At 68.8% G+C, this 25,418-nt stretch carries 25 protein-coding genes and 1 other RNA gene; 4 read left to right on the forward strand and 22 right to left on the reverse strand.

The window, feature by feature from the left end; genetic code table 11:
- Window positions 1–56: 56 nt before the first annotated feature.
- The 14 genes from CR157_RS01770 to rsmI form a co-directional block, all read right to left on the reverse strand.
- On the reverse strand, window positions 57–782 hold the full coding sequence (locus CR157_RS01770; RefSeq protein WP_110281824.1) for a cell division protein FtsQ/DivIB: 726 nt from the start codon (window positions 780–782) through the stop codon (window positions 57–59).
- Complete coding sequence (locus CR157_RS01775) at window positions 779–1,708, reverse strand: D-alanine--D-alanine ligase (protein WP_110281825.1); 930 nt, start codon at window positions 1,706–1,708, stop codon at window positions 779–781. The genes CR157_RS01770 and CR157_RS01775 overlap by 4 nt, the downstream gene beginning before the upstream one ends.
- A complete protein-coding gene (murC, locus tag CR157_RS01780; RefSeq protein ID WP_110281826.1) occupies window positions 1,705–3,117 on the reverse strand; it encodes a UDP-N-acetylmuramate--L-alanine ligase in 1,413 nt (470 codons plus the stop codon). The genes CR157_RS01775 and murC overlap by 4 nt, the downstream gene beginning before the upstream one ends.
- Before the next feature lie 58 nt (window positions 3,118–3,175).
- Entirely contained in the window at window positions 3,176–4,231 is a 1,056-nt protein-coding gene (gene murG / locus CR157_RS01785; RefSeq protein ID WP_110282787.1) for an undecaprenyldiphospho-muramoylpentapeptide beta-N-acetylglucosaminyltransferase, read from the reverse strand.
- A 32-nt stretch (window positions 4,232–4,263) separates the two neighbouring features.
- Complete coding sequence (ftsW, locus tag CR157_RS01790; RefSeq protein WP_110281827.1) at window positions 4,264–5,487, reverse strand: putative lipid II flippase FtsW; 1,224 nt, start codon at window positions 5,485–5,487, stop codon at window positions 4,264–4,266.
- The gene (gene murD, locus CR157_RS01795) at window positions 5,484–6,860 is read right to left on the reverse strand and encodes a UDP-N-acetylmuramoyl-L-alanine--D-glutamate ligase (protein ID WP_110281828.1); all 1,377 of its coding nucleotides are present in this window, start codon (window positions 6,858–6,860) and stop codon (window positions 5,484–5,486) included. Before murD ends, ftsW begins: the two co-directional genes overlap by 4 nt.
- 56 nt (window positions 6,861–6,916) lie before the next feature.
- Window positions 6,917–7,999, reverse strand: a complete 1,083-nt coding sequence (mraY, locus tag CR157_RS01800; protein ID WP_110281829.1) for a phospho-N-acetylmuramoyl-pentapeptide-transferase — start codon at window positions 7,997–7,999, stop codon at window positions 6,917–6,919.
- A 9-nt stretch (window positions 8,000–8,008) separates the two neighbouring features.
- A complete protein-coding gene (locus tag CR157_RS01805) occupies window positions 8,009–9,388 on the reverse strand; it encodes a UDP-N-acetylmuramoyl-tripeptide--D-alanyl-D-alanine ligase (protein WP_110281830.1) in 1,380 nt (459 codons plus the stop codon).
- Window positions 9,385–10,902 carry a UDP-N-acetylmuramoyl-L-alanyl-D-glutamate--2,6-diaminopimelate ligase gene (locus tag CR157_RS01810; RefSeq protein ID WP_110281831.1) on the reverse strand — a complete coding sequence of 506 codons (1,518 nt, stop codon included), beginning with the start codon at window positions 10,900–10,902 and terminating at the stop codon, window positions 9,385–9,387. The genes CR157_RS01805 and CR157_RS01810 overlap by 4 nt, the downstream gene beginning before the upstream one ends.
- A 25-nt stretch (window positions 10,903–10,927) precedes the next feature.
- Window positions 10,928–12,643 carry a peptidoglycan D,D-transpeptidase FtsI family protein gene (locus CR157_RS01815; protein WP_110281832.1) on the reverse strand — a complete coding sequence of 572 codons (1,716 nt, stop codon included), beginning with the start codon at window positions 12,641–12,643 and terminating at the stop codon, window positions 10,928–10,930.
- A complete protein-coding gene (gene ftsL, locus CR157_RS01820) occupies window positions 12,640–12,960 on the reverse strand; it encodes a cell division protein FtsL (RefSeq protein ID WP_110281833.1) in 321 nt (106 codons plus the stop codon). The genes CR157_RS01815 and ftsL overlap by 4 nt, the downstream gene beginning before the upstream one ends.
- 9 nt (window positions 12,961–12,969) lie before the next feature.
- Window positions 12,970–13,926, reverse strand: coding sequence for a 16S rRNA (cytosine(1402)-N(4))-methyltransferase RsmH (gene rsmH / locus CR157_RS01825; protein WP_110281834.1), 957 nt, complete (start codon window positions 13,924–13,926; stop codon window positions 12,970–12,972).
- 53 nt (window positions 13,927–13,979) lie between these two features.
- Window positions 13,980–14,344: RNase P RNA component class A (rnpB, locus tag CR157_RS01830), an RNA gene on the reverse strand.
- 196 nt (window positions 14,345–14,540) lie between these two features.
- Entirely contained in the window at window positions 14,541–15,404 is an 864-nt protein-coding gene (rsmI, locus tag CR157_RS01835; protein WP_110281835.1) for a 16S rRNA (cytidine(1402)-2'-O)-methyltransferase, read from the reverse strand.
- A 38-nt stretch (window positions 15,405–15,442) separates the two neighbouring features.
- Between rsmI and CR157_RS01840 the strand changes: the two genes are divergently transcribed.
- From CR157_RS01840 to CR157_RS01855, 4 genes are read left to right on the forward strand one after another with little or no spacing between them, the layout of a single operon-like run.
- Entirely contained in the window at window positions 15,443–17,242 is a 1,800-nt protein-coding gene (locus CR157_RS01840; RefSeq protein WP_110281836.1) for a penicillin-binding protein activator, read from the forward strand.
- On the forward strand, window positions 17,226–17,594 hold the full coding sequence (locus CR157_RS01845) for a YraN family protein (RefSeq protein ID WP_110282788.1): 369 nt from the start codon (window positions 17,226–17,228) through the stop codon (window positions 17,592–17,594). The genes CR157_RS01840 and CR157_RS01845 overlap by 17 nt, the downstream gene beginning before the upstream one ends.
- 39 nt (window positions 17,595–17,633) lie before the next feature.
- Complete coding sequence (locus CR157_RS01850; RefSeq protein WP_110281837.1) at window positions 17,634–18,227, forward strand: phosphoheptose isomerase; 594 nt, start codon at window positions 17,634–17,636, stop codon at window positions 18,225–18,227.
- Window positions 18,228–18,232: 5 nt separating this feature from the next.
- A complete protein-coding gene (locus tag CR157_RS01855) occupies window positions 18,233–18,811 on the forward strand; it encodes a BON domain-containing protein (protein ID WP_110281838.1) in 579 nt (192 codons plus the stop codon).
- Window positions 18,812–18,883: 72 nt separating this feature from the next.
- On the opposite strand, the gene CR157_RS01860 is transcribed toward CR157_RS01855, so the two are convergent.
- The 8 genes from CR157_RS01860 to zapE all read right to left on the reverse strand — a co-directional run bounded on the left by CR157_RS01860 (window position 18,884) and on the right by zapE (window position 25,390).
- The gene (locus CR157_RS01860) at window positions 18,884–19,363 is read right to left on the reverse strand and encodes a ClpXP protease specificity-enhancing factor (protein WP_110282789.1); all 480 of its coding nucleotides are present in this window, start codon (window positions 19,361–19,363) and stop codon (window positions 18,884–18,886) included.
- A gap of 53 nt (window positions 19,364–19,416) precedes the next feature.
- Window positions 19,417–20,043 carry a glutathione S-transferase N-terminal domain-containing protein gene (locus CR157_RS01865; protein WP_110281839.1) on the reverse strand — a complete coding sequence of 209 codons (627 nt, stop codon included), beginning with the start codon at window positions 20,041–20,043 and terminating at the stop codon, window positions 19,417–19,419.
- A gap of 180 nt (window positions 20,044–20,223) precedes the next feature.
- Window positions 20,224–20,991, reverse strand: a complete 768-nt coding sequence (locus CR157_RS01870) for a cytochrome c1 (RefSeq protein WP_110281840.1) — start codon at window positions 20,989–20,991, stop codon at window positions 20,224–20,226.
- Window positions 20,991–22,250, reverse strand: coding sequence for a cytochrome b (locus CR157_RS01875; protein WP_110281841.1), 1,260 nt, complete (start codon window positions 22,248–22,250; stop codon window positions 20,991–20,993). The genes CR157_RS01870 and CR157_RS01875 overlap by 1 nt, the downstream gene beginning before the upstream one ends.
- Window positions 22,250–22,849 carry a ubiquinol-cytochrome c reductase iron-sulfur subunit gene (petA, locus tag CR157_RS01880; protein ID WP_110281842.1) on the reverse strand — a complete coding sequence of 200 codons (600 nt, stop codon included), beginning with the start codon at window positions 22,847–22,849 and terminating at the stop codon, window positions 22,250–22,252. The genes CR157_RS01875 and petA overlap by 1 nt, the downstream gene beginning before the upstream one ends.
- Before the next feature lie 218 nt (window positions 22,850–23,067).
- The gene (rpsI, locus tag CR157_RS01885) at window positions 23,068–23,457 is read right to left on the reverse strand and encodes a 30S ribosomal protein S9 (protein WP_110281843.1); all 390 of its coding nucleotides are present in this window, start codon (window positions 23,455–23,457) and stop codon (window positions 23,068–23,070) included.
- A gap of 13 nt (window positions 23,458–23,470) precedes the next feature.
- Entirely contained in the window at window positions 23,471–23,899 is a 429-nt protein-coding gene (rplM, locus tag CR157_RS01890; protein ID WP_110281844.1) for a 50S ribosomal protein L13, read from the reverse strand.
- Window positions 23,900–24,223: 324 nt separating this feature from the next.
- A complete protein-coding gene (zapE, locus tag CR157_RS01900) occupies window positions 24,224–25,390 on the reverse strand; it encodes a cell division protein ZapE (protein WP_110281846.1) in 1,167 nt (388 codons plus the stop codon).
- Window positions 25,391–25,418 lie beyond the last annotated feature (28 nt).

The raw sequence follows: 25,418 nt of genomic DNA on the forward strand, positions 1-25,418 counted from the left end.
CTGCAAAAGAAACATCTCGATCCCCTGCAGCGCGCGCGTCTTCGGCAAAAAAGAGCTCAGCTCCCCGCGGCTTCGTCCTCCCCGACGGGCTCGGTTTCTCCATGCCAGGCCACGGCGACCCCATTGGGATATCGCAGGTCGATGTAGCGGATATGCGACGCCTGGGAATCGAGCTGCCGCTGCCAGGCGGCGGCCAAGCGTGCCAGACGCGCCTCGCGATCATTGCGCCCCAGCATCACCCAGACGCCGTCGTCGAGCTGGAAACGCCAGGCGCCACGCGGCTCGAGGCGCAGCTGTGTCATCTCGAGCCCCAGGTCGGCGAAGCGCGATGCCAGGCGCCGATGATAGGCGAGCACCTCGACACCGCTGCCCGCCGGCCCGGCCAGATCGGGCAAGTCGCCGGGCGGCGACACCGGCCCGAAGGCGAAGGGCTCGCCCTCGGGATTGAGCAGATAGTCGTCGTTCCAGCGCGCCACCGGCACCTGCTCGACGAGCTCGAAGGTCAGCGCATTGGGCCATTCGCGGCTGAGGCGGACCTCGGCCAGCCAGTCGATCTCCAGCGCACGGTCGCGCAGGTCGCCGAGGCTCACCGAGAGCCAGGTCTGGCCCTGGATCAACGGCGCGAGCCGACTGCGCAGGTAGTCGGCACTGACATGGTGGAGCTCGCCACGGATCGAGACGCGCTCGATGGGCCGGTCGAGCCAGAGCCACAGGGCGCGGCCACCGGCGCCGATCAGCATCAGCAGCAGCAGCACACCGACCAGTCCACCCCGGCGGGTCATGCCCGGCCACACCCTGCACTGGCGAGAATGCGCAGCACCAGTGCCTCGAAGTCGATGCCGGCATGGGCCGCCGCCTGGGGCACCAGGCTGTGGTCGGTCATGCCCGGCGTGGTGTTGACCTCGATCAGCCAGAAGCGCCCTTCGCCATCGCGCATCACGTCCACCCGCCCCCAGCCTTCGCCACCGACCGCCTCGAAGGCGTCGCGACAGAGGCCGGCCAGCTCGCCCTCCTCATCCCGGGAGAGACCGCAGGGCAGATGATAGAGGGTGTCGTTGGAGAGGTACTTGGCGTCGTAGTCGTAGAAGCCGCCGGGGACCTCGACCCGGATCGCCGGCAACACCTCGTCGCCGAGCAGCGACACCGTGTACTCATCGCCTTGCACGAAGCGCTCGGCCATTACCCGGGCATCAAAGCGGGCCGCCTCGCGGTAGGCCGCTGCCAGCGACTCGGGGCCGTCGACGATGCTGATGCCGAGTGTCGAGCCCTCGTGCACCGGCTTGACGATCAGTGGCAGCCCCAGGCGTTCGACCACCGCCCCCCAGTCGGCATCGGGGCCGAGCATCACCGACGCCGGGGTGGGCAGACCCAGCGCCTGCCACACCAGCTTGGTGCGCTGCTTGTCCATGCCCAGGGCCGAGGCCAGCACGCCACTGCCGGTATAGGGGATGCCGAGCAGCTCGAGCGCGCCCTGCAGGGTACCGTCCTCGCCGCCGCGGCCGTGCAGGGCGATAAAGACCCGATCCGGTGCCAGGGCTTCCAGGCCGGCCAGCCCGCCCTCGACGGGATCATAGCCGATGGCATCCACCCCGGCGCGCCGCAAGGCATCCAGTACGGCGGCGCCGCTCTTGAGCGACACCTCGCGCTCGGCGGAGTCGCCGCCATAGAGCACCACCACCCGTCCCGGATCGCTGCTGCCTGCGCTCATAGTTCGACCTCATCGAAATTCAGCTTTGTCTCGGCCAGGCGCAGGGCGATGCCGCCCACGTCGCCTGCCCCCTGGGTGATCAGGATATCGCCGGGGCGCAGTACCCTGGCCAGCAAGCCGGGCAACTCGCCCTTCTCCTGGACGAAGATCGGGTCCATCTCGCCACGCTGGCGGATCGACCCGGCCAGGGTGCGCCCATCGGCACCGGGAATCGGCGCCTCGCCGGCGCTGTAGACATCCAGCAGCAGCAGGGTGTCGACCTCGGCCAGCACGCGCACGAAGTCCTCGTAGAGGTCGCGGGTGCGCGAATAACGATGGGGCTGGTAGACCATCACCAGGCGCCGCTCGGGCCAACCGGCACGCACAGCCCGGATCACCATCTCCACCTCGCGGGGATGATGGCCGTAATCGTCCACCAGCATCACCTCGCCCTCGCCTTGCGGCGCCGGGAAGTGGCCATGGACCTGGAAACGTCGCCCCACGCCGGCGAAGCCGGCCAGGCCAGCCAGGATCGCTTCGTCATCGACCCCGGCGTCGGTGGCCACCACGATCGCCGCCATGGCATTGAGGGCGTTGTGGCGGCCGGGCATGGCCAGCCGGATCTCGAGCGGCGCCAGGCCGTCGGGGCGGCGGGCGGTGAAGCGCACCTCGCCGGCCTGCTGCACGAAGTCCTCGATGCGGTAGTCGGCATCCTCACTGAAGCCGTAGGTGACGAACTGACGGCTCACCCGGTCGAGCAGGCCGCGCACGTTGGCGTCATCGATGCAGAGCACGGCGAGGCCATAGAACGGCAGGTTGTGCAGGAACTCGATGAAGGTGCCCTTGAGCCGCTCGAAATCGCCGCCATAGGTGGCCATGTGATCGGCGTCGATGTTGGTGACGATCGAGACCATCGGCTGCAGATGCAGGAAGGAGGCGTCGGATTCGTCGGCCTCGGCGACCAGGTAATCGCCCTCGCCGAGCCGCGCATTGGTGCCGGCACTGGTCAGCCGACCGCCGATGACGAAGGTGGGGTCGAGCCCCCCCTCGCCGAGCAGGGTGGCGGTCAGGCTCGTCGTCGTGGTCTTGCCGTGGGTGCCGGCCACCGCGATGCCGTGGCGGAAGCGCATCAGCTCGGCAAGCATCTCGGCGCGCCTGACCACCGGCACCCGGTGGTCGTGGGCCCAGCGGATCTCGGGGTTGGTCTCGTCCACCGCGGTGGAGACCACCACCACGTCGGCGCCGGCGACATTGTCGGCGCCGTGGCCGATGGCCACGCGGATGCCGCAGTGGCGTAGCCGCGCTACCACCGGCGACGCCTTCAGGTCACTGCCGCTGACCTGGTAGCCCTGGTTGGCCAGCACCTCGGCGATGCCGCACATGCCGGCCCCGCCGATACCGACGAAATGGATGTGCCGGATACGGCGCATTCCCAGGCCCCGGCCATGGCGGGGGGGGACGCAGGGGCCGGGTACCGGCCCGGGTGTGCTATCGCTCAAAACCTGTCTCCATGCAGCCGGCCACCAGGCGCTCGACGGCGTCGAGGTGTGCACAGGCGCGTGCCTGCGCCGCCATGGTGGCGAGAGTATCGGGGTCCAGCAGCGTCGTCAGCCCCTCGGCCAGCGACGCCGCTCTCATCTCCTGTTCGGGCACCAGGCGGGCCGCCCCCCGCTCGACCAGGGCCCGGGCGTTGGCGGTCTGGTGATCGTCCACCGCATAGGGGAAGGGCACGAAGAGCGCCGGCTTGGCCGCCGCCGCCAGCTCGGCCACGGTGAGCGCGCCGGCCCGGCAGACCACCAGGTCGGCCCAGTCGTAGGCCCCGGCCATATCGTCGATAAAGGCGGTGACCTCGGCCGTGACGCCCTGCCCACGGTAGGCCTCGCGGGTCGCCGTGTCCTTGTCGCGACCGGCCTGGTGGCGCACCTCGGGGCGACGGCCCTCGGGCAACGCGGCCAGCGCCCCGGGCAGGGTGTCGTTGAGGGCCCGGGCCCCCAGGGAGCCCCCCACCACCAGCAGGCGCAGGGGCCGTCCCGCCATGTCGCCGGCCCGCCTCGGCCGCTCGCCCAGCCTGGCGATCTCGGGCCGCACCGGGTTGCCGATCACCTCGCCGCGGCCGGGAAAGGCTTGGGGAAAGGCGGCATAGACCCGCCGGGCCAGCCGCGCCAGGGCCCTGTTGGTCAGGCCGGCCACCGCGTTCTGTTCATGGATCACCAGCGGTCGACCCGACAGCCAGGCGGCAAGTCCGCCGGGCCCGCTGGCGAAACCGCCCAGGCCCACCACCAGCCGGGGATCATAGGCGCGGATGATGCGCCAGGCCTGCCATACCGCCCGGGTGAGGTTGAGTGGCGCCAGCAGCCAACCGACGGCGCCGTTGCCGCGCAGCCCCGCCACCGAGATGCGGTGCAGGGGGATGCCGGCCTCGGGCACCAGGCGGTTCTCGATGCCCCGCGGGCTGCCCAGCCACTCGACCTCGACCCCCTCGGCTGCCAAGCCGCGGGCCAGCGACAGGGCCGGAATCACATGACCACCGGTGCCCCCGGCCATGATCAGGGCGCGACGCCCCGTGTGCTTGCTCACTAGGCGACTCCTTGCTGGCCGAGACGGGATTCGCGGGACCGGCCCGGGCCCTGCCGCGAGGCGGTCGGACTGGCCCGGCGCACCGCCTGGCGGGTCTCGATGTCGGCCCTCAACAGCAGCGCCATCATCACGGCGCTGACCAGCAGACTCGAGCCGCCGTAGCTGAGCAGCGGCAGGGTCAGCCCCTTGGTGGGCAGCATGCCGGTGCTCACCGCGATGTTGATGAAGGCCTGGGCACCGACCACCAGGGCGATGCCGTAGCTCAGGTAGGCGGCGAAGGGCAGCCTGGCCAGCTCGGCGCGACGCCCCACCGCCAGGGCCCGCCAGATCAACAGCGCGAAGAGGCCCACCACCCCGATGGCGCCGAACAGGCCGAGTTCCTCGGCCAATACCGCGAAGACGAAGTCGGTATGGGCCTCGGGCAGGTAGAAGAGCTTCTGCACGCTGTTGCCGAGCCCCATGCCGAGCCAACTGCCCCGGCCGAAGGCGATCAGCGCCTGGGTCAGCTGGTAGCCGCTGGCGAACTGGTCCGCCCAGGGGTCGGCGAAGCTGGCCAGGCGCGCCAGGCGATAGGGTTCGGCGATCGCCACGTAGAAACCCGCCAGCCCCACCAGGCCCAGCAACAGCACGAAACGCCCCCAGGGGGCGCCGGCCAGCAGTAACATGCCCATCACGCAGCTGGTCATCACCACCACGGCCCCGTAGTCGGGCTCGAGGATCAACAGCAGGGCGATCACTGCCATCACCATCAGGGGGCGCAGGAAGGCGCCCCACTGCCGCCTCACCTGGGGCAGGAAGCGCTCCAGGTACCCGGCCAGGTAGGCGATCAGGCAGAGCTTGACGACTTCCGAGGCCTGGAGGTTGAAGGGCACGCCGGGGATCGAGAGCCAGCGCTTGCTGCCGTTGACCTCGCGCCCCACCAGCAGCACCAGCAGCAGCAGGGCGATGCCCACCAGCAGCAGGAGTGGCCCGTTGGCCTTCCACCACATCAGCGGCACCCGCAGCATCGGCGCCGCGACCAGCAGCGCCAGCAGCAGGAAGGCGCCGTGGCGGATACTGAAGTACCAGGTGTTGCCGGTGAGGCTCGAGGCCACCTCGGTGGACGCCGAGGTGACCATCACCCAGCCGATCAGCATCAGCGACAGGGCCGCCAGCAGCAGCCAGCCGTCGAAGGGCTGATCCCGGGTGGAGAGGCGCTCGCGCCAGCGGGCCAGACGTTTCATCGTGCCCTCCCCACCAGCCGGTGCGCCCAACGACGGAACGCCTCGCCCCGCTCCTGGTAGTTGGCGAACTGGTCGAGGCTGGCGCAGGCCGGCGAGAGCAGCACGCAGTCGCCCGGCTCGGCGATCTCGACGGCCCGGGCCATGGCGGCCTCCAGGTCCGGCACCCGGGTCAGCGGCAACCGCCCCCGTAGCGCCTGCTCCAGGCGCTCGGCATCCAGGCCGAAGAGGATCGCCTCGCGGCCGTAGCGGGCCAGGGGCTCGGCCAGCGGCCGGAAGTCGGCGCCCTTGCCCACCCCGCCGGCGAGCAGGACCAGCCGCCCCTCGAGGGTCGGGCCGAGGCCGGCGATGGCGGCCAGGGTCGCCCCCACGTTGGTGCCCTTGGAGTCGTTGATCCAGCGCACGCCCTCGACCTCGGCCACCAGCTCGCCGCGATGCACCAAGCCGGCGAAGCGCTCGAGCACGGCGCGCATGGCGGCCGGCGGCAGCCCGAGGCGGTGGCCCACGGCCAGCGCCGCCAGGGCATTGGCCTGGTTGTGGCGCCCGGGCAGGCGCACCTCGTCGGCGGGCATCAGCGGCTCGTCGCCGTGCATCAGCCAGTCGCGCCCCTCGCGGCGCCCGATGCCCCACTCGCCGGCCGCCGGGGGGTGGGTGGTGAAGCGGTCCTGGGCCGGCAGGGGGGCCGCGGGCCAGGTCATGGGATCATCGGCGTTGACCACGGCATGGCGGGCGCCACGGAAGATGCCGAGCTTGGCGGCCCGGTAGCCGGCCATGTCGCCGTGGCGATCCAGGTGGTCCTCCGAGAGGTTGAGGAAGACGGCGACCTCGGCGCCCAGCCGCGGCGTGGCCTCCAGCTGGAAGCTCGAGAGCTCCAGCACGTACAGCTCGGCCCCGGGGGCCTCGGCCAGCAGGTCCAGGGCCGGGGTCCCCAGGTTGCCGCCCACCGCGACACGACGCCCGGCCTCGCGGGCCATCTCGCCGATCAGGGTGGTGACGGTGGACTTGGCGTTGGAGCCGGTCACGGCGACGATGGGGGCGCGACAGGCGCGCACGAAGAGCGCGATCTCGCCCACCCGCAGCGGCTCGTCGCTGCCCGGCCGGGGGCGGCCGGCGAGCTCGGCCAGTCCCGGGGTCCGAGGGTCGATTCCCGGGCTGACCACCACCTCCTCGACCTCGGAGAGGTCCAGGTCAGTCAACGGTCCGCAGTGGACCTCGATCCCCGGATGGGCGGCATGGAAGTCATCCACGCCGGGCGGCACCGCCCGGGTATCGGCGACCATGAAGGGCGTGCCCTGCCGCGTCAGGTGACGGCAGATGGCGCGACCCGATATCCCGAGCCCGACCACCAGCGTGACTCCCTTCGGCACCTTGACCATGGTTGGCTCCTGGCGTAAGGCGTTGACGATCTCCCCGCGGGGCTCAGCGAATCCGTTCAGCGAACCTTCAGCGTGGCCAGGCCGATCAGCACCAGGACCACGGTGATGATCCAGAAGCGCACGATGACCCGCGGCTCCGGCCAGCCCTTGAGCTCGTAATGGTGATGCAGCGGCGCCATGCGGAAGATGCGCCGTCCGGTGAGCTTGTAGGAGCCCACCTGGAGGATCACCGAGACGGTCTCCATGACGAAGATGCCGCCCATGATGAACAGCACGATCTCCTGACGCACGATCACCGCCACCACGCCCAGCGCCGCGCCCAGGGCCAGGGCCCCCACGTCGCCCATGAACACCTGGGCGGGATAGGTGTTGAACCACAAAAAGCCCAGGCCGGCCCCGGCGATGGTGGCGCAGAACACCGCCAGCTCGCCGGCCCCGGCGATGTTGGGAATCTGCAGGTAGTCGGCGAACACGGCGTTGCCGCTGGCATAGGCGAACACCGCCAGCCCCATGGCCACCAGCACGGTGGGCATGATCGCCAGGCCGTCGAGGCCATCGGTGAGGTTCACCGCATTGGAACTGCCGACGATCACCAGGTAGGTGAGCACGAGATAGAATACCCCCAGCGGCAGCACGATGTCCTTGAACAGCGGCACGATCAGGCTGGTCTCCGCCGGCTCGACGGCGGTGGCGTAGAGCACGGCCGCCGCCGCCACGCCGATCACCGACTGCCAGAAGTACTTCCAGCGGGCCGGCAGGCCGCGCGGGTTCTTCTCCACCACCTTGCGGTAGTCATCGACCCAGCCGATGGCACCGAAGCCCAGGGTCACCGCCAGCACGATCCAGACATAGTGATTGGTGAGGTCCCCCCACAGCAGGGTGCTGACGGCAATGGCCATCAGGATCATGGCGCCGCCCATGGTCGGGGTGCCGGCCTTGGAGAGGTGTGACTGGGGGCCGTCGTCGCGCACCGCCTGGCCGATCTGGCGCTCCACCAGGCGGCGGATCATCACCGGTCCCAGCCACAGGCAGAGCACCAGGGCGGTGATGGTCCCCAGGATCATGCGCAGGGTCAGGTAGTTGAAGACATTGAAGGCGCTGAAGAATTGCGCCAGTAGATTAGCCAGATAAAGCAGCATGTATCGCGTTCACCTTGATGCATCCGAGCGCAGTGCGGCGACCACCCTTTCCATGCCGGCACTGCGCGACCCCTTGACCAGCACGCTGGCCCCTGGCGGCAGATGGTGGAGGACGTGGCGCGTCAGCGCCTCCCGATCGTCGAAGTGGCACCCGCCCTCGCCGAAGGCGTGGCTCGCCGGCCGCGCCGGGTCGCCGAAGGTGCCGAGGAAGTCGATCCCCAGTTCCCGCGCGTGGCGCCCGATCTCGGCATGCAGCCGGTCGGACGCCTCCCCCAGTTCGCCCATGGCACCCAGCAGGCACCAGTGCGGTCCGGGCAGCGTCACCAGCAGGTCGAGCGCTGCCTTCACCGCGCCGGGGTTGGCATTATACGTATCATCCAGCAGTCGTGTGGCGTTAATCCCCTCCACCACGGAGAGCCGCCCGGGCATCGGGGCCACCGCGGCGAGTCCGGCGAGCACGTCCGCCTCGTCGAGGCCCATGGCCAGGGCCGCCGCGGCCGCGGCCAGGGCATTGGCGACGTTGTGGCGCCCCAGCAGGGCAAGCTGCACGCGACCGAGGGCACGCCCGTCCACGACAAGCGTGAAAGCATAGCGCCCGAGGGCGTCACAGGCCAGCGCAGCGGCCGTGACCCGGGCCCCCGGCGTCAGGCCGAAGTCGAGCACCTCCCCGGGCGCGGCCAGCCGCGCCCAGGTGGCGAAATAGGCATCATCGCGATTGAGCACCGCCACGCCGCCGGCGGCGAGCCCGGCGAGGATCTCCGCCTTGGCCTGGGCGATGCGCCCCGTGCCGCCGAATTCGCCCACATGGGCGCCGGTGACATTGGTGATCACCGCCACCCGCGGCTCGGCCAGCAGGGTGGTCCAGGCGATCTCGCCGAGGTGGTTGGCGCCGAGTTCCACCACCGCCTGACGATGACGGGAGTCGAGCTCGAGCAGGGTCAGGGGGACGCCGATGTCGTTGTTGAGATTGCCGCGGGTCGAAAGCGTCGGCCCGCGACGGGACAGCAGCGCCGCCAGCAGCTCCTTCACCGTGGTCTTGCCGCTGTTGCCGGTCACCGCCACCAGCGGACCACCCCAGGCGCGACGCCGCGCCCGGCCGAGCAGCCCCAGGGCCAGCCGGGTGTCGGCCACCACCAGCTGCGGCAGGGGGTCGCCCACCGGTGGCTCCACCTCTCTCTCCACCACGGCCGCCACGGCCCCGCCCTCCCGGGCCTGGCCGAGGAAGTCGTGGGCATCGAAGCGCTCGCCCTTGAGCGCCACGAACAGGCAGCCGGGCACGAGCCGGCGGGTATCGGTGACGATGGCGGTGATCGCGAGGTCCCCGGCCGGTGCCGGCAGCCCCAGGGCGTCCGCTACCGCGGCCAGGGTCGCGAGGCCTGCCTGGCTCATGGCACGCCCGCCCCGGCCCGGGCCGCCAGGGCCCGCTCGGCCGTGTCGAGATCCGAGAAGGCGTGGCGAACGCCGGCCACTTCCTGGTAGGCCTCGTGGCCCTTGCCGGCGATCAGCACCACGTCGTCGGGTGCCGCCTCGGCCAGCACGCGGGCGATCGCCTCGGCGCGCCCGCCCAGGTTCCAGGCCCGGGCGCGCGACTCGTCCGACAGGCCGGCGAGCACCTGCTCGCGGATCGTCGCGGGCTCCTCGCCGCGCGGGTTGTCGTCGGTGACGACCAGCCGGTCGGTGTGCCGCTCGGCGGCGGCCGCCATCAGCGGGCGCTTGCCGGCATCGCGATCGCCGCCGCAGCCGAACAGGCACCACAGCCGGCCGCTGCCCGGCAGGTGCGCCTCGAGCGCCGTGAGCGCGCTCTCCAGGGCATCCGGCGTATGGGCATAGTCGATCACCACCCTGGGGGCGCCCGGGCGTGCGAGTGCCTGCATGCGCCCCGGCACCGGCGTCAGCGTCCCGGCGGCGGCAAACAGCGCCTCCAGCCCATGACCGAGCCCGTAGAGGGTCGCGATGGCCAGCAGGGCATTGTCGAGGTTGAAGCGGCCCAACAGGGGCAGCTCGAGCACCCGCTCCCCGTCCGGGGTGGCGACCAGTGCTCGCTGACCGGCGTCGTGGGGCTGCCAGTCCACGACCCTCAGGGTCACCGCCTCATCCTCGCCGGTGGCCAGCACTCGCACGCCCGGCCGTATGCCGGCGAGCATCAGGCGGGCCAGGGGGTCGTCGGCATTGACCACGGCGAGCTCGAGTTCCGGTTGGCGGAAGAGCCGTGCCTTGGCCGCGGCATAGGCGGCCATGCTGCCATGGTAGTCGAGGTGGTCGCGGGTCAGGTTGGTGAACAGCGCGGCGGTGATCCGGCAACCCTCCAGGCGCCCCTGCTCCAGGGCGTGGGAGGAGACTTCCATGGCCACGCGCCGGACCCCGCTCGCGGCGAGTTCACCGAGTGACGCCTGCAGCGCCAGCGGCCCGGGCGTGGTCAGCCCCCCCTCGACCAGGGCACCGGGGCGGCCATGGCCCAGGGTACCCACCAGGCCGGCATCGACCCCTAGTGCCTGGCTGAGCTCGGCCAGGTAGTGGGCCACCGAGCTCTTGCCGTTGGTACCGGTCACGCCGACCAGCTCCAGGTCGTCGGGCACGGCGAAGAGCTCGCGGCCGAGCTCGCCGAGGCGACCGCGCAGCCCCTCGAGTGGCACCACCCGCGGGTCGGCCGGCCCGGCCGGCGGCTCGCCGGCCTCCCGATGGGCGAGCACCAGAGAAGCGCCGGCCTCAAGGGCCGCGGCGGCGAAGTCGCGGCCATCGCTTGCCACGCCCGGCACGGCGACGAAGACGTCCCCCGCCGCCAGGCGACGGCTGTCGAGCACCAGCCGGACGCAGTCCGGCAGGGAGACGGCCGCCAGGGCACGGCGGCAGTCAGGCCAGAGCCCGGCCAGGCCTGTCTCGAGTCGCTCGGCTGTCAGCTGCATCGCGTTTCCTCTCCAGGGCTTGCGCTCATGATTCCGGGTCCCGGGCATCCGGTGGCACGTCCAGCAGGCGCAGGGCATTGCCGGCCACCCGCGAGAAGACCGGGGCCGCCACGGCGCCGCCGTAGTACTCCTCGCCACGGGGGTGATCGATCATCACCACGGTAACGATGCGCGGATCCGAGACGGGGGCGATACCGACGAACAGGCTGCGGTAGGCCTTCTCCTGATACCCGCCGGCATCGGTCTTGCGCACGGTCCCCGTCTTGCCGGCGACCCGATAGCCCGGCACCAGCGCCTGACGGGCGCCGGTGCCGGGCTCGACGACCTGATCCATCATCCCCAGTATCTGCCGGGCCACGCCCGGGTCGATGACCGGCTCGCCGGCCGGCGACTGGCCGAGCTTGAGCAGCGAGGGCGGCAGGCGTCGACCGTCGTTGGCAATGGCCGTGAAGGCACTGGCCAGCTGCAGTGCCGAGACCGACAGGCCGTAGCCATAGGAGAGGGCCGCCCACTGGCTGCTCGACCAGCGCACCGGGGCCGGGATGCTGCCGGTGGCCTCGCCGGGAAAACCAGTGCCGGGGCTCTGTCCTAGCCCGAGGGCTCGATAGGTGGCCGGCACCACGGGGTCCTCCAGGCGCAGCACAAGCTTGGACATGCCGATATTGGAGGACTTCTCGAGAATGCCGGACAGGGTCAGCTTGCCGTAATTGCGGATGTCCTTGATGGTGAAGCGGTCGATGACCATCCAGCCCGGCGAGGTATCGACCACCGTATCCAGCGGCACGTCACCGGTCTGGAGCATGGCGGCCATCGCCAGCGGCTTCATGACCGACCCCGGCTCGTAGACATCGACGATGGCCTGGTTGCGCAGCCCCCGAGGGTCGAGACCGGCACGGTTGTTGGGGTTGTAGGAGGGCTGGTTGGCCATGGCCAGCACCTCGCCGGTGCGAGCATCCATCATCACCACCACGCCGCCATCTGCCTCGTGCTCGGCCACCACGGCCTTGAGCTCACGGTAGGCCATGTACTGCAGCCGCTGGTCGATCGAGAGCGTGAGGTCGCCGCCGGGCCGCGCCTCGCGCAGCAGTTGCAGGTCACGCACCAGGCGGCCGCGACGATCCTTGAGCACCCGCCGCTGACCGGGCGTGCCGGCGAGGTGGGGCTGGTAGGCGAGCTCCAGCCCCTCCTGGCCGGCATCGTCGACATTGGTCACCCCCAGCAGCTGGGCGGTGACTTCGCCGGCCGGGTAGTAGCGCTTGTACTCGTCCTGGGCATAGACACCGGGAATCCGCAGCCCCAGCACCCGCTGGGCCGCCTCCGGCGTCATCTGCCGCCGCAGGTACATGAACTCGCGTTCGCTGTAGCGCCCGATGCGCTCGTTGAGGGCATCGAGTTCCATCCCCAGCGCCCGCGCCAGCATCAGTCGCTGGATGTCATCGGCGGGCAGGTCCTGGGGGTTGGCCCAGAGCGTCACCACTGGCGTGGAGATCGCCAGCGGCTCGCCGTTGCGGTCGGTGATCATCCCCCGGTGGGCGGGAATGGTGTCGGTACGCAGGGTGCGGGCATCGCCCTGCCCCTGCAGGAAGGGGCGATCGACCACGTGCAGGATGACGATGCGGCCGGCCAGCAGGCCGAGACCGATCACCACCAGCAGCAGAATCAGGCCGTAGCGCACTCCCCCCAGGGGCGCCATGGGGGGCGGTCGACGCGGCGTCACGCCGCTGCGCACCTCGGTGCTCATGGCCGGATCACCTCGACCTCGTCGACGGCGGGCAGACGCATCTCCAGACGCTCCACGGCGAGGCGCTCGATACGGGCCGGCGACGACCAGGCACTCTCCTCGAGCAGTAGCTGTCCCCACTCGGTCTGCAGCTGCTGCTGCTCACGCTCGAGCTGCTGCAGGCGGCCATACTGCTCGCGGGTCAGGTGGCTGGCGGCGATCACCGCCAGGGCACTGGCCAGACAGGCCACCACCAGCAGGGTGGTGACCAGCAGCAGACTCGACCTGGCCTTCAGCCAGCCGAAAGCGGATGCCGTCGCGGGTCGTCCCTGGACCATGACGCCTCCTCAGTGCCGCTTGCGTGCCACGCGCATCACCGCACTGCGGGCACGGGGGTTGTCCTCGACCTCGGCGGCCGTCGGGCGCTGCGCCTTGCCCAGGGCCTCCAGGCGGCGCTCGAGCTGGTCGTCGCGGACCGGCACGCCGCGCGGCAAATGGGTATCGCCACGCACATGCCGGCGAATGAAGCGCTTGACCCGCCGATCCTCCAGCGAGTGGAAACTGATCACCACCAGGTGGCCGCCCGGGGCCAGTGCCTCCAGCGCCGCCTCCAGGGCGGCATCCAGTTGCTCGAGCTCGCCGTTGACCTGGATGCGCAGCGCCTGGAAGACGCGGGTCGCCGGGTGCCGCCCCTTCTCCCAGGCGGGGTGGGCGGCCTTGACCACCTCGGCGAGGTCGGTCGTGCGCGTGAAGGGCCGCTCGGTGCGACGCGCGACGATGGCCCTGGCCAGACGCCGGGCGAAGCGCTCCTCGCCGTAGGCCTTGAAGACCCGGGCGAGCTCGGCCTCCTTGGCCCGGGCCAGCCAGCCGGCGGCACTCTCGCCGCGGGTCGGATCCATGCGCATGTCCAACGGACCGTCGCGCAGGAAGCTGAAGCCGCGTTCGGGATCGTCGAGCTGGGGCGAGGAGACGCCGACGTCGAGCAGGATGCCGGCCAGCCGGCCGTGCAGGCCATGGCGATCGGCGATCTCGTCGAGACGGGCGAACTCGCCCTGCTCGATGGTGAAGCGTGGATCGTCGATGGCGGACGCTGCGGCGATCGCCTGGGGGTCGCGATCGATGGCCAACAGGCGCCCTTCCGGGGCCAACCGGGCCAGAATGGCCCGGGAGTGGCCGCCGCGCCCGAAGGTGCCGTCCAGGTAGATGCCGCGCGGTTCATGGACCAGGGCAGCGACGGCGCCATCGAGCAGCACGCTGGCATGGCGAAAACCGCGGGAGGCGTGTTCAGGAGCGGGTGACGGCATGCGCTTCTCGATCGGCAAGCTGGAGGGGGACGGACGCGACGACAGGATTCGCGAGTGGGAGTCGGCCGATAAGCCGGGTTCTGTCGTGGACAGTCATTCATCTAGGGGCCGCGTCACCACGACCCTCGAGCAACCTACCCGAACCCGACGCGGGCCACGCCATGGGGTTCCTATTTGGTCTTGCTCCGAGTGGGGTTTACCTTGCCACGCACTGTTGCCAGGCGCGCGGTGCGCTCTTACCGCACCCTTTCACCCTTGCCGGCCTCCCGAAGGAGACGTAGGCGGTCTGCTCTCTGCTGCACTTTCCGTCGGCTCACGCCGCCCAGGCATTACCTGGCACTCTGCCCTGTGGAGCCCGGACTTTCCTCCCCTGGCCCGATCCGAGAACCGGGCCGGCGGCGACTGCCTGGCCAACTCCCGCGGCAAGCATACCAGCGCCTCGCCACCCCCTCAACAACCCCGGTGCAATGGAAGCGTTGCCACTGCTGGTTGGACGCGAGAGGCGACGGGGGCAGGTCGTAGAGGGGGGCCTATGCCAGGGATGGCATCGGTAGCGCCCAGGGAAGGGTTCACAGCGCCCCCTCGTAGACCTGCCGCCGGAAAGCCTTGATCAGTTACGGCTGGCTTCTCTCTTTTAATACCAGGGCGCGGGCATACCAGGTCTTCTTGGCGCCCCCCAGCACCCGGGACGCCACCGCCGCGACCTGCTTGACCCCCACCCCCTCGGCCAGCATCGCCCCGAGCAGGGCGTCGGCGTCCACCGCGGCGGTGTCGCCGTCGTCGCGGGGCGCGGCACCGGCCACCATGATCACGAACTCGCCGCGGGCCTGGTCCGGGTCGGTCGCCAGGCGCTCGAGCAGCTCGGCCGCCGTACCGTCGAGGAAGGTCTCGAAGGTCTTGGTCAGTTCCCGGGCCAACACCAGCCGGCGATCGCCCAGGCAAGTGCCGAGGTCGGCCAGGGTGTCGCGGATGCGATGGGGCGACTCGTAGAAGACCAGGGTCTCCTCATGGCCCGCCAGGGCCTCCAGCCGGCCGCGACGCCCGCCGCCCTTCGCCGGCAGGAAGCCCTGGAACAGGAAGCGGTCGGTGGGCAACCCCGCCGCAGAGAGCGCCGCCACCAGGGCACAGGGCCCCGGCACCGGCACGATGCGTCGTCCGCGGGCACGCAACTCGCGAACCAGCACGAAGCCCGGATCGCTGATCAATGGCGTACCGGCATCGCTGATCAGGGCGATCGAGTCACCGCCGGCAAGCCGCGCATCGAGCTGGGCGACCCGGGCCGACTCGTTGTGCTCATGCAGCGAGAGCATCGGCACCGAGAGCCCGAGGTATCGCAACAGCCGGCCACTGTGCCGGGTGTCCTCGGCGGCGATCAGTGCCACCTCACCCAGCACCCTGGCGGCACGAGGACTCAGATCCTCCAGATTCCCAATCGGCGTGGCGACCACGTACAATGTGCCCATACTCGAGTCAGACATCTCGGCTCCCCTGGCGCTTTCAGGACAAGGATGAATTCATGCGGAAAATGCCCCGCGGCCCCCTGGCCGCCGCGCTCCTGGCACTGTTCCTGGCCGGCTGTGCCTACCGGCCCGGCATCGTCGAGCGCATGCCCGACGACGATCCCGGGCGCCTGCTCGCACAGGCCCAGCAGCAGGCCCCGGAACAGGCCGCCCTCACCCGGCTCGAAGCGGCCGACATCCTAGCACGCCAGGGCGATCGCCCCCAGGCACTCGAGATCGCCGGCGACATCGACGATGGCCTGCTACCCGGCCGGGCCAGGGTGCGCTGGGCACTGCTGCTGTCACGGCTCGGCGAGGAACTCGACGACCCCTGGGCGGTGATCCGGGCCGGACAGGACCTCGACGCCCTCGACCTCTCACGCGACCAGGCCGACACCCTGCGCCGGCGCATGGGCCTGGCCCTGCTCGAGGTCGACGAACCCGGCGCTGCCGCCGAGGCGCTGCTGCGCGCCCAGGCCGACACCGGCCGGGAGGCACTCAACGACCCGATCTGGAAGGCCCTCTCGCGTCTCGATGGACGCGAGCTCTCGGCTCTGCGCGACGGCGCCGACGATCTCACCCTGGGCTGGCTGGCCCTGGCCGAGCTGGCCCGCAGCAGTGCCGGCGACCTGGAGCGCCTGTTCGGCCGCCTCGACGACTGGCGTGCGGGCCACCCCCGGCATCCCGCCGCACGGCGGCTGCCCGCCGACCTGCTGGCCCTGCGCGAGCTGCGCGGGATGGAGGTCGACCACATCGCCGTCTTCCTGCCCGAATCGGGCCCGCTGTCCGGCGTCGCCGGCGCCATTCGCGAGGGCATGCGCACCCACCACCTCAACGCCGCCGACGGCGGCAGCAGCGCCCGTCTGAGCTTCATCGACGCCAGCAACAGTGACCTTGCGGCCCTCTATCGCGAGGCCGAGAATCGCGGCGCCCAAGTGGTGATCGGTCCGCTCGACAAGGACCAGGTCACCGAGCTCGAGAACCTCGACAGCGTGCCGCTGCCGACCCTGGCCCTCAACTATGGTCATGGCGAGCGCAACCGGGCCCGGGGGCTCTTCCAGTACGGCCTCTCCGCCGAGGACGAGGCACGCCAGTCGGCGCGCCGCGCCTGGCAGGACGGCCACCGCCAGGCGGTGCTGATGGTGCCGGACAACGACTGGGGCCGCCGGGTCGGCGAAGCCTTCTGGAACGAGTGGCGCGAGCGCGGCGGCGAGGTCACCAATGCCGTGCGCTACGACCCGGAGAGCAGCGTCGCCAATGCGGTGCGCCCGGCACTGCGCGTGAGCGGCGAGCACGCGCGGCTGGGTGACATCGACATGCTGTTCCTGCTCGCCCTGCCCGAGTTCGCGCGCCAGGTCCCCCCGACCCTGGACTACTACTACGCCGGCGAGCTGCCGATCTACGCCACCTCGCATCTCTTCGAGGGACGCCTGCAGCCGCGGCTGGACCACGACCTCGACGATGTCCAGTTCATCGACATCCCCTGGCAGATTCCCGATGCCGCGGTGGGCGGCGAGGACGCCCTGCCCTTCACGACCAGCTACCGCCAGCTGCGCGAGGAGTCCGACCCGGCCCTGTTCCGACTGATGGCCATGGGGGTCGATGCCTATGAGCTTGCGCGCCGCCTGCCGCAGTTCCAGGCCCTACCGGACAGCGAGCTGTTCGGCGCCACCGGCACCCTGCGCCTGCGGGACGATGGCCGCATCCAGCGCCAGCTGCCCTGGGCACGCTTCACGAATGGCGTGCCACAGCCCATCCTGATCCCGGGGCTCTTCGATCTCGGCTCGAATGGCGATGGTGATGGCGAGTCCCCGTGATGCCCGGGCCCGCGGCGGCGCCGTCGAGCGCCTCGCCGCGGCCTGGCTGGTCGACCAGGGGCTCGACCTCGAGGCGAGCAACCAGCACGCCAAGGGCGGCGAGATCGACCTGGTGATGCGCGACGGCGAGGTGCTGGTGTTCGTCGAGGTTCGTCACCGCGCCGACACCCGTCACGGCCACCCGCTCGAGACCGTCACCGCCGCCAAGCAGCGCCGCCTGATCCGGGCGGCGCGTTTTTATCTCCAGCGCAACGGGCTATCATGTCCCTGCCGCTTCGACGTGCTGGCCGTGACCGGCCAGGCCCCGGCCCTCGACTTCCTGTGGGTACAGGGTGCCTTCGACGCGTTCTGACCGGCCACGCCAAACTGCTAAAAGGACCAGGAACCCAGCATGGATTTCCAGCAGCGAATTCTCGGCCACTTCAATGCCAGCATCGACACCAAGACCTACGCCAGTGAAGTGCTGCCGCCCTTCATCGAGGTAGCCAGCCAGATGATGGTGCAGTGCCTTGTCAGCGAAGGGAAGATCCTCGCCTGCGGCAACGGTGGCAGCGCCGGCGACAGCCAGCACTTCTCCTCCGAACTCCTCAACCGCTTCGAGCGCGAGCGTCCGAGCCTGCCCGCCCTGGCCCTGACCACCGACACCTCGACCCTGACCTCCATCGCCAACGACTACAGCTATAACGAGGTCTTCTCCAAGCAGGTACGCGCCCTGGGCCAGCCCGGCGACATCCTGCTGGCGATCTCCACCAGCGGCAACTCCGCCAACGTGATCCAGGCGATCCAGGCGGCCCACGACCGCGACATGACGGTGGTGGCCCTCACCGGCCGCGACGGCGGCAACATGGCCTCCCTGCTCGGCCAGGACGACTGCGAGATCCGCGTGCCGGCCACTTCCACCGCCCGCATCCAGGAGGTTCACCTGCTGGTGATCCACTGCCTGTGCGACCTGATCGACGAACAACTCTTCGGCGCAAGCGAGTAACTCCCATGACCAAGAAGTCCCTGTTCACCCCCCTTCTGCTGACCCTGGCGCTCGGGCTCGCCGGCTGCACCGCCGTCACCGGTGTCACCCACCCCGGCACCATCGACGAGAACTACCGCGAGCGCACCCTCGGCACCAAGGTCGAGGACGAAAGCATCGAGACCAAGATCAGTCACAACCTGCGGCGCACCGATGCCCGTCTGGGCGACGCCCGCATCAATGTCGATGCCTACAACGGCGTGGTGCTGCTGACCGGCCAGGCACCCAGCGAAGAGCTCAGGCAGATGGCAACCGACATCGCCGGCGAGGTACGCAACGTGCGTGAAGTGCACAACGAGCTGACCGTGGCCGCCAACCTGCCGGCCAGCCAGCGCCTCTCCGACACCTGGGTGAACACTCGCATCCGCACCAACCTGGCCAGCAACGAGTCGATCGACTCGGGGCGCATCCGGGTGATCACCGAGAACGCCAGCGTCTACCTGATGGGCATCGTCAGCCGTGCCGAGGCCGATCGCATCGTCGAGGCGGTGTCCCGAATCGGTGGCGTGCAACGCATCGTCAAGGTGTTCGACTACATCGATTGAGTCTTACCCTACCGGAACGAGAAACGGCAGGCCCCGGCCTGCCGTTTCTCGTTTGCCTCCCGCGTCGCCGGATCACTTGATGACCCGCAGCGAGGGACGCCCCTTGCGAGGTGGGGTCTCGCCGTCGGCACCCTCCTTCGACCGCGACTTCCCCGCCTCCGGATCGTCACCCGGTTCCTCGGCATCGACACCGGAAAGCGCCGGCTCCTCGACCCCGGCCGGCTCCGGCGCCATCGGCATGACGGGCTCGTGGCCGAACACCATGCCCACGCCGTTCTCGCGTGCATAGATCGCCACCAGCGCCGAGATCGGCACCATGATGCGCATCGGCTGGCCGCCGAAACGGGCGCTGAACCCCAGCGCCTCGTTCTCCATGAAGAGATCCCGCACCGCGGTGGGCGCCATGTTGAGCACGATCTGGCCGTTCTGCACGAATTGACGCGGCACCTCGACGCCCGGCTGCTCGGCATCGACGACGATGTAGGGGGTGAGCTCGTTATCCAGCAACCACTGATACAGGGCCCTGGCGAGATAGGGGCGACTCGATTGCATCATCTTTGCCCTCCTGCATTGGGGAACCCCGGCCCGCGGGCCAAGGTTCGTGTTCAGGGACGCATCTCACGCTCGCTTTCGCTCAGCGCGGCCTTGAAGCCCTCGCGGCCGAACACCCGCTCCATGTAGCTGGCCAGCGGCTTGATCTGCATCTCCGGCAACTCGATGCCCAGCACGGGCAGGCGCCAGAGAATGGGAGCCAGGCAGCAGTCGACCAGGGTGAACTCCTCGCTCATGAAGAACGGCATGTCCTCGAAGATCGGCGAGATGCCGATCAGGCTCTCGCGCAGCTCCTTGCGCGCCTTCTCGGCCTCCTTCCTGGGCGCGCCGAGGATCTGGTCGACCAGCGGGCACCACTCACGCTCGATGCGATGCATCCACAGCCGGCTCTGTGCCCGGGCCACCGGATAGACCGGCAGCAGCGGCGGATGCGGGAAGCGTTCGTCCAGGTACTCCATCATCACCTTGGATTCGTAGAGCACCAGGTCCCGGTCCAGCAGCGTGGGGACGCTGTTGTAGGGGTTGAGGTCGGCGAGCTCCGCGGGGTGTTGCTCGTCGGTGACCTCGACGATATCCACCGCCACGCCCTTCTCGGCGAGCACGATGCGTACGCGATGACTGAAGTGGTCATCGCCCCCGGAGTAGAAGATCATCGACGACCGCTTGGCCACTACACCCATGAAACAATCCTCGCATCAGTTCGAACCGGAATGATAACACGACAACCCCCACCTTGAGGGGCCATCGGGCGCCCGCTCCCCGGGGGATCGGACACACCACCTTACGCAAACCACCTTTTGCAAACCAAAGGGGCGCATGGCCCTCGGCCACGCGCCCCGGTCATCTCCGCCGGCGACGGATCAGTGGATGTCGCGCCAGTACTCGCGCTTGAGCAGGTAGGCAATGACACCGAAGATGAAGATGAAGATCAGCACCTTGGGCGCCAGGGCCTGGGCCTGCAGCTTGGACGGCTCGCCGACGTAGGCCAGGAAGTTGGTCAGGTCATAGACCGCCTCCTCGAACTCGTCGGGCTCCATCGCGCCGGGCTGGGTCACCTGCAGGACCTCGCAGGATTGGTACTTGCCGGTCAGGGGGTCGAGTTCGGCACCGTCGATGGGATGGTCGCTCTCGGCGCACACCTTCTCCTGCACGCCCTGCAACGGCTCGAGCACATTGGGCATCGCCACCAGATCGAAGACGGCATTGTTGACGCCGGTGCCGGTGCTGGGGTCCTTGTAGAAGCTCAGCAGGTAGGAGTAGATCCAGTCGGTGCCACGCAGACGCGCCTCGAGGGTCAGGTCCGGGGGCGGTGCCCCGAACCAGCTCTCGGCATCGCCGCGGTCCATGGCGATGTGCATCTGATCGTTGAAGGCCAGCGCCGGGGAGAAGATCAGGTTCTCCTCGACCAGGTCCTGGGGCATCCCCAGGTCCTCGGCGGCACGGGCGAAACGCTGGTGCTCCAGGGAGTGACAGCCCATGCAGTAGTTGACGTAGAGCTTCATGCCGTTCTGCAGTGACGCCTGGTCCTTGAGGTCGGGCGTCATCGAGTACGGCACGCTCGCGCCTCCCGCGGCCATGGCCGTGAAGGGCACCAGCGCGAAGAGCAGTGCGAACAGTTGCTTTTTCATTAGCCAGTCACCCTCTCCGGAACGGGTTTGGTCTTCTCCAGCCGGGTATAGAACGGCATCAGCAGGAAGAAGGCGAAATAGATGACGGTACACACCTGGGACAGCAGGGTGCGCCCCTCGGTGACCGGCAACACCCCGAGCACGCCGAGGATCACGAAACTGATCGCGAACAGGGCCAGCATCACCTTGGACATCCAGCCCTTGTAGCGCATCGATCGCACCGGGCTGCGGTCGAGCCAGGGCAGCACGAAGAGCACCGCAATGGCCGCGCCCATGCACACCACGCCGAGGAACTTGGCGTCGAGCCCGAATAGCGAGAAGGTGATGGCGCGCAGGATCGCGTAGAAGGGCGTGAAGTACCACACCGGTGCAATGTGGTCGGGGGTCTTCAACGGGTTGGCAGGCTCGAAGTTCGGCTTCTCGATGAAGTAGCCGCCACCCTCCGGGAAGTAGAAGATCACCACCGCGAAGACGAACAGGAACACGGCCACCCCGACCAGGTCCTTGACCGAGTAGTAGGGATGGAAGGGGATGCCGTCGAGCGGCTTGCCGGTCTCGTCCTTCTTGGCCTTGATGTCGATGCCGTCCGGGTTGTTGGAGCCGACTTCGTGCAGGGCGATGATATGCAGCACCACCAGCGCCAGGATCACGATGGGCAGTGCCACCACGTGCAGGGCGAAGAAGCGGGTCAGGGTGATGCCCGAGATCAGGAAGTCGCCGCGCACCCACTGCGCCAGGTCCGGACCGATGGCCGGAATCGCCGAGAACAGCGAGATGATGACCTGGGCCCCCCAGTAGGACATCTGCCCCCAGGGCAGCAGATAGCCCATGAAGGCCTCGGCCATCAGCGCCAGGTAGATCGCCATGCCGAAGATCCATACCAGCTCGCGGGGCGCCTTGTAGGAGCCGTAGAGCAGGCCGCGGAACATGTGCAGATAGACGACCACGAAGAACGCCGAGGCCCCGGTGGAGTGCATGTAGCGGATCAGCCATCCCCACTCCACGTCGCGCATGATGTACTCGACCGAAGCGAAGGCCCCCTCGGCGGAGGGGTTGAAGCTCATGGTCAACCACACGCCGGTGAGGATCTGGTTGACCAGCACCAGCAGCGCCAGGGAGCCGAAGAAGTACCAGAAGTTGAAGTTCTTCGGGGCATAGTACTTGGACAGATGCTCCTGCCACATCTGGGTGGCGGGAAAGCGGTCATCGACCCAGCGCATGAACCCGCGCTCCGCCTTGGCTTTGTTCGGGTTACCCATCAGGCAGTCTCCTCATCTTCGCCGACGACGATGATCTCGTCACTCTCGAAGCGATACGGCGGCACCTCGAGGTTGGTCGGGGCCGGCACGTTGCGAAACACCCGCCCTGCCAGGTCGAAGCGGGAACCATGGCAAGGACAGAAGAAACCGCCCGGCCAATCATCGACACCGACTCCCTCGGCATCGGGCTCGGGGCGAAAGAGCGGAGAGCAGCCCAGGTGGGTGCAGATACCGATGATCACGCCGATCTCGGGCTTGATGGAGCGCAACGCGCCGGTAACATAACCGGGCTGCTGCGGGACGTCGGAATCCGGATCAGCCAGTCGCGAGGCATCCAGCCCCTCGGTCAGCTCGATCATCTCCGGCGTGCGATTGATGACCCATACCGGCTTGCCCCGCCACTCCACGGTCATGCGCTGACCCGGTTCGAGCTTGGAGATATCGGCTCGTACCGGCGCACCCGCCGCCCTTGCCCTGGCACTGGGCTGCCAGGAAGCCACAAAGGGGACCGCTACCCCGACGGCACCCACCGCACCCACAACGGTGGTGGCACCCACGAGGAAACGGCGCCGACCCTTGTTCACGCCGTTGTCTGCCATTTCAGGTTTCTCCCATCAGCTTACCCGTTGTTCCATCACGGGCAGTAGAGCGTCCCGCGACCACGGATATCAAATGCGCACTATGTTAAGAAATCGTATCGCCCCGCACAAGGACAAGCCCCTTGACCAAGGTGGAAAAACGGCGACAATTTATTGATCAGGAACAAAAAAACGCCCAGGTCATGGGACCCGGGCGTTTTTCTCGCAGCAGCGACCGCTTAACGCTTGGAGAACTGCGGACGGCGACGTGCCTTGCGCAGACCCACCTTCTTGCGCTCGACCTGGCGGGCGTCACGGGTGACGTAGCCCGCTTCACGCAGTTGGCCGCGGAAGTCCTCGTTGTACACCATCAGGGCGCGAGTGATGCCGTGACGGATGGCACCGGCCTGGGACGAACCACCACCCCCCTTGACGGTGACGAAGACATCGAACTGGTTCAGGGTGTCGGTCAGCTCCAGCGGCTGGCGGACCACCATGCGACCGGTGACACGACCGAAGTACTGGTCCAGCTCGTGGTTGTTGACGGTGATCTTGCCGGTGCCCGGCTTCATGAAGACGCGGGCGGTAGAGGTCTTGCGGCGCCCGGTTCCGTAATACTGCTGTGTCATGGCGAAGACTCCCTCAGATGTTCAGTTCTTGCGGCTGCTGGGCAGCATGCGGATGCTCGGTGCCGGCATAGACCTTGAGCTTGGAATACATGGCACGACCCAGGGGACCCTTCGGCAGCATGCCCTTGACGGCGGACTCGATGATGCGCTCCGGCGCGTGCTCGACCAGCTTGTCGAAGGTCATGGAGCGCAGGCCTCCGGGATAACCGGTGTGGCGATAATAGGTCTTGGCCCTGGCCTTGTTGCCGGTGACCTTCACCTTCTCGGCATTGATCACGACGATGTAGTCGCCGGTGTCGACATGCGGGGTGAATTCCGGCTTGTGCTTGCCGCGCAGGCGACGAGCGATTTCGGTGGCCAGACGGCCGAGCGTCTTGTCCGTGGCGTCGACGACGTACCAGTCGCGCTGGACGGACTGCGGTTTGGCAGTGAACGTCTTCATGGATGAATCACCAGATCGATGTATTGGGTCCTGCCGCCGGAGCGCCCGGCATGGGACCATCCCTATTCTTCTTGGTTGCCCGCCTCGCAGAGACGGCGCAACGGTCGAGCGAGCGCGCATTCTACACGACACGCGGCGGGCAAGGGAAGAGCTGCGGGCTGCGGGCTGCGGGCTGGCTGCCAACTGCTTGAAGCTCGAAGCTCGAAGCTCGAAGCTCGAAGCTCGAAGCTCGAAGCTCGAAGCCAGACTCTTGCCTCCGGCATCTGAATCAAGATTTTTCTTCCAGCTTCCAGCTTAAGGCTTACAGCTCCCGGCGAAGCCGGGTCAGGGCTTGTGGGGTAGCGCCAGGTACTCGTGGGACTGCATCTCCTGGAGCCGTGAAAGGGTACGCTGGAACTCGAACTCGAGGCGGCCATCGACATAGAGCTGCTCGGCCGGCACCTCGGCGGACATCAGCAGCTTGACACCGCGATCATAGAACTCATCGACCATGTTGATGAAACGCCGCGCCTGGTCGTCGGTGGCGCCGCTCATGCGGGTCACGTTGGAGACCAGCACCGTGTGGTATTCGCGGGCCAGCTCGATGTAGTCGTTCTGGCTACGCGGCCCGTCGCACAGCTCGCGGAACTCGAACCACACCACGTCGTCATGGAGGCGCCGGGTGTGCAGCACCCGATGGTTGATCTCGATGGGCACGCCCCCCTCCCCCTCGTGGCCGGCGATCTCGCGGAAGCTGCGGGCGAGTTCCCGCTCGGCGGTGGTATCGAGCGGGGCATGGAATATCTCGGCCCGCTCCAGGGCCCGCAGGCGATAGTCGATGCCGGAATCGACGTTGACCACCTCGCAGTGGCGCTTGAGCAGGTCGATCGCCGGCAGGAAGCGGGCCCGCTGCAGGCCGTCCCTGTAGAGGTCGTCGGGCACGATGTTGGAGGTCGCCACCAGCACCACGCCGTGCTCGAAGAGCGCCTCGAGCAGGTTGGCCAGGATCATGGCATCGGTGATGTCCTTGACGAAGAACTCGTCGAAGCAGATCACCCGGGTCTCGGCGGCGAACTTGGCGGCAATCAGCTTGAGGGGGTTCTTCTCGCCCTTGTAGTGCTCGAGCTCGTTGTGCACCCGCTGCATGAAGCGATGGAAGTGGGTACGCATCTTGTCGGGAAAGGGCAGGGTCTCGTGGAAGGTATCGACCAGGTAGGTCTTGCCACGCCCCACGCCCCCCCAGAAGTAGAGGCCGGCGACCTCGGGCAACGCCGGCTCCGGCGTCTCCTCCCGACGCCCGAACAGCCCCGCCACGCGCGACTTCAGCCCCTTGCCGCCGAGCACCGCGCGCGGCCGGGTGCGGGGCCTGGCCACCAGTTCATCAAAGAGCCGCTGCAGATGCTCGACGGCCCGTTCCTGGGCCGGATCATACTGGAAGTCGTCACGTTCGAGGTCGGCGCGGTAGCGTGCCACCGGCGTGGCGGGACGGCTCGCGTCACGGGATGCTGACATGGTTGGCGATGCGCTCCTGGAAAGTCTG

This window comes from Halomonas sp. LBP4 (assembly GCF_003202205.1).
Lineage (GTDB): Bacteria > Pseudomonadota > Gammaproteobacteria > Pseudomonadales > Halomonadaceae > Halomonas > Halomonas flagellata.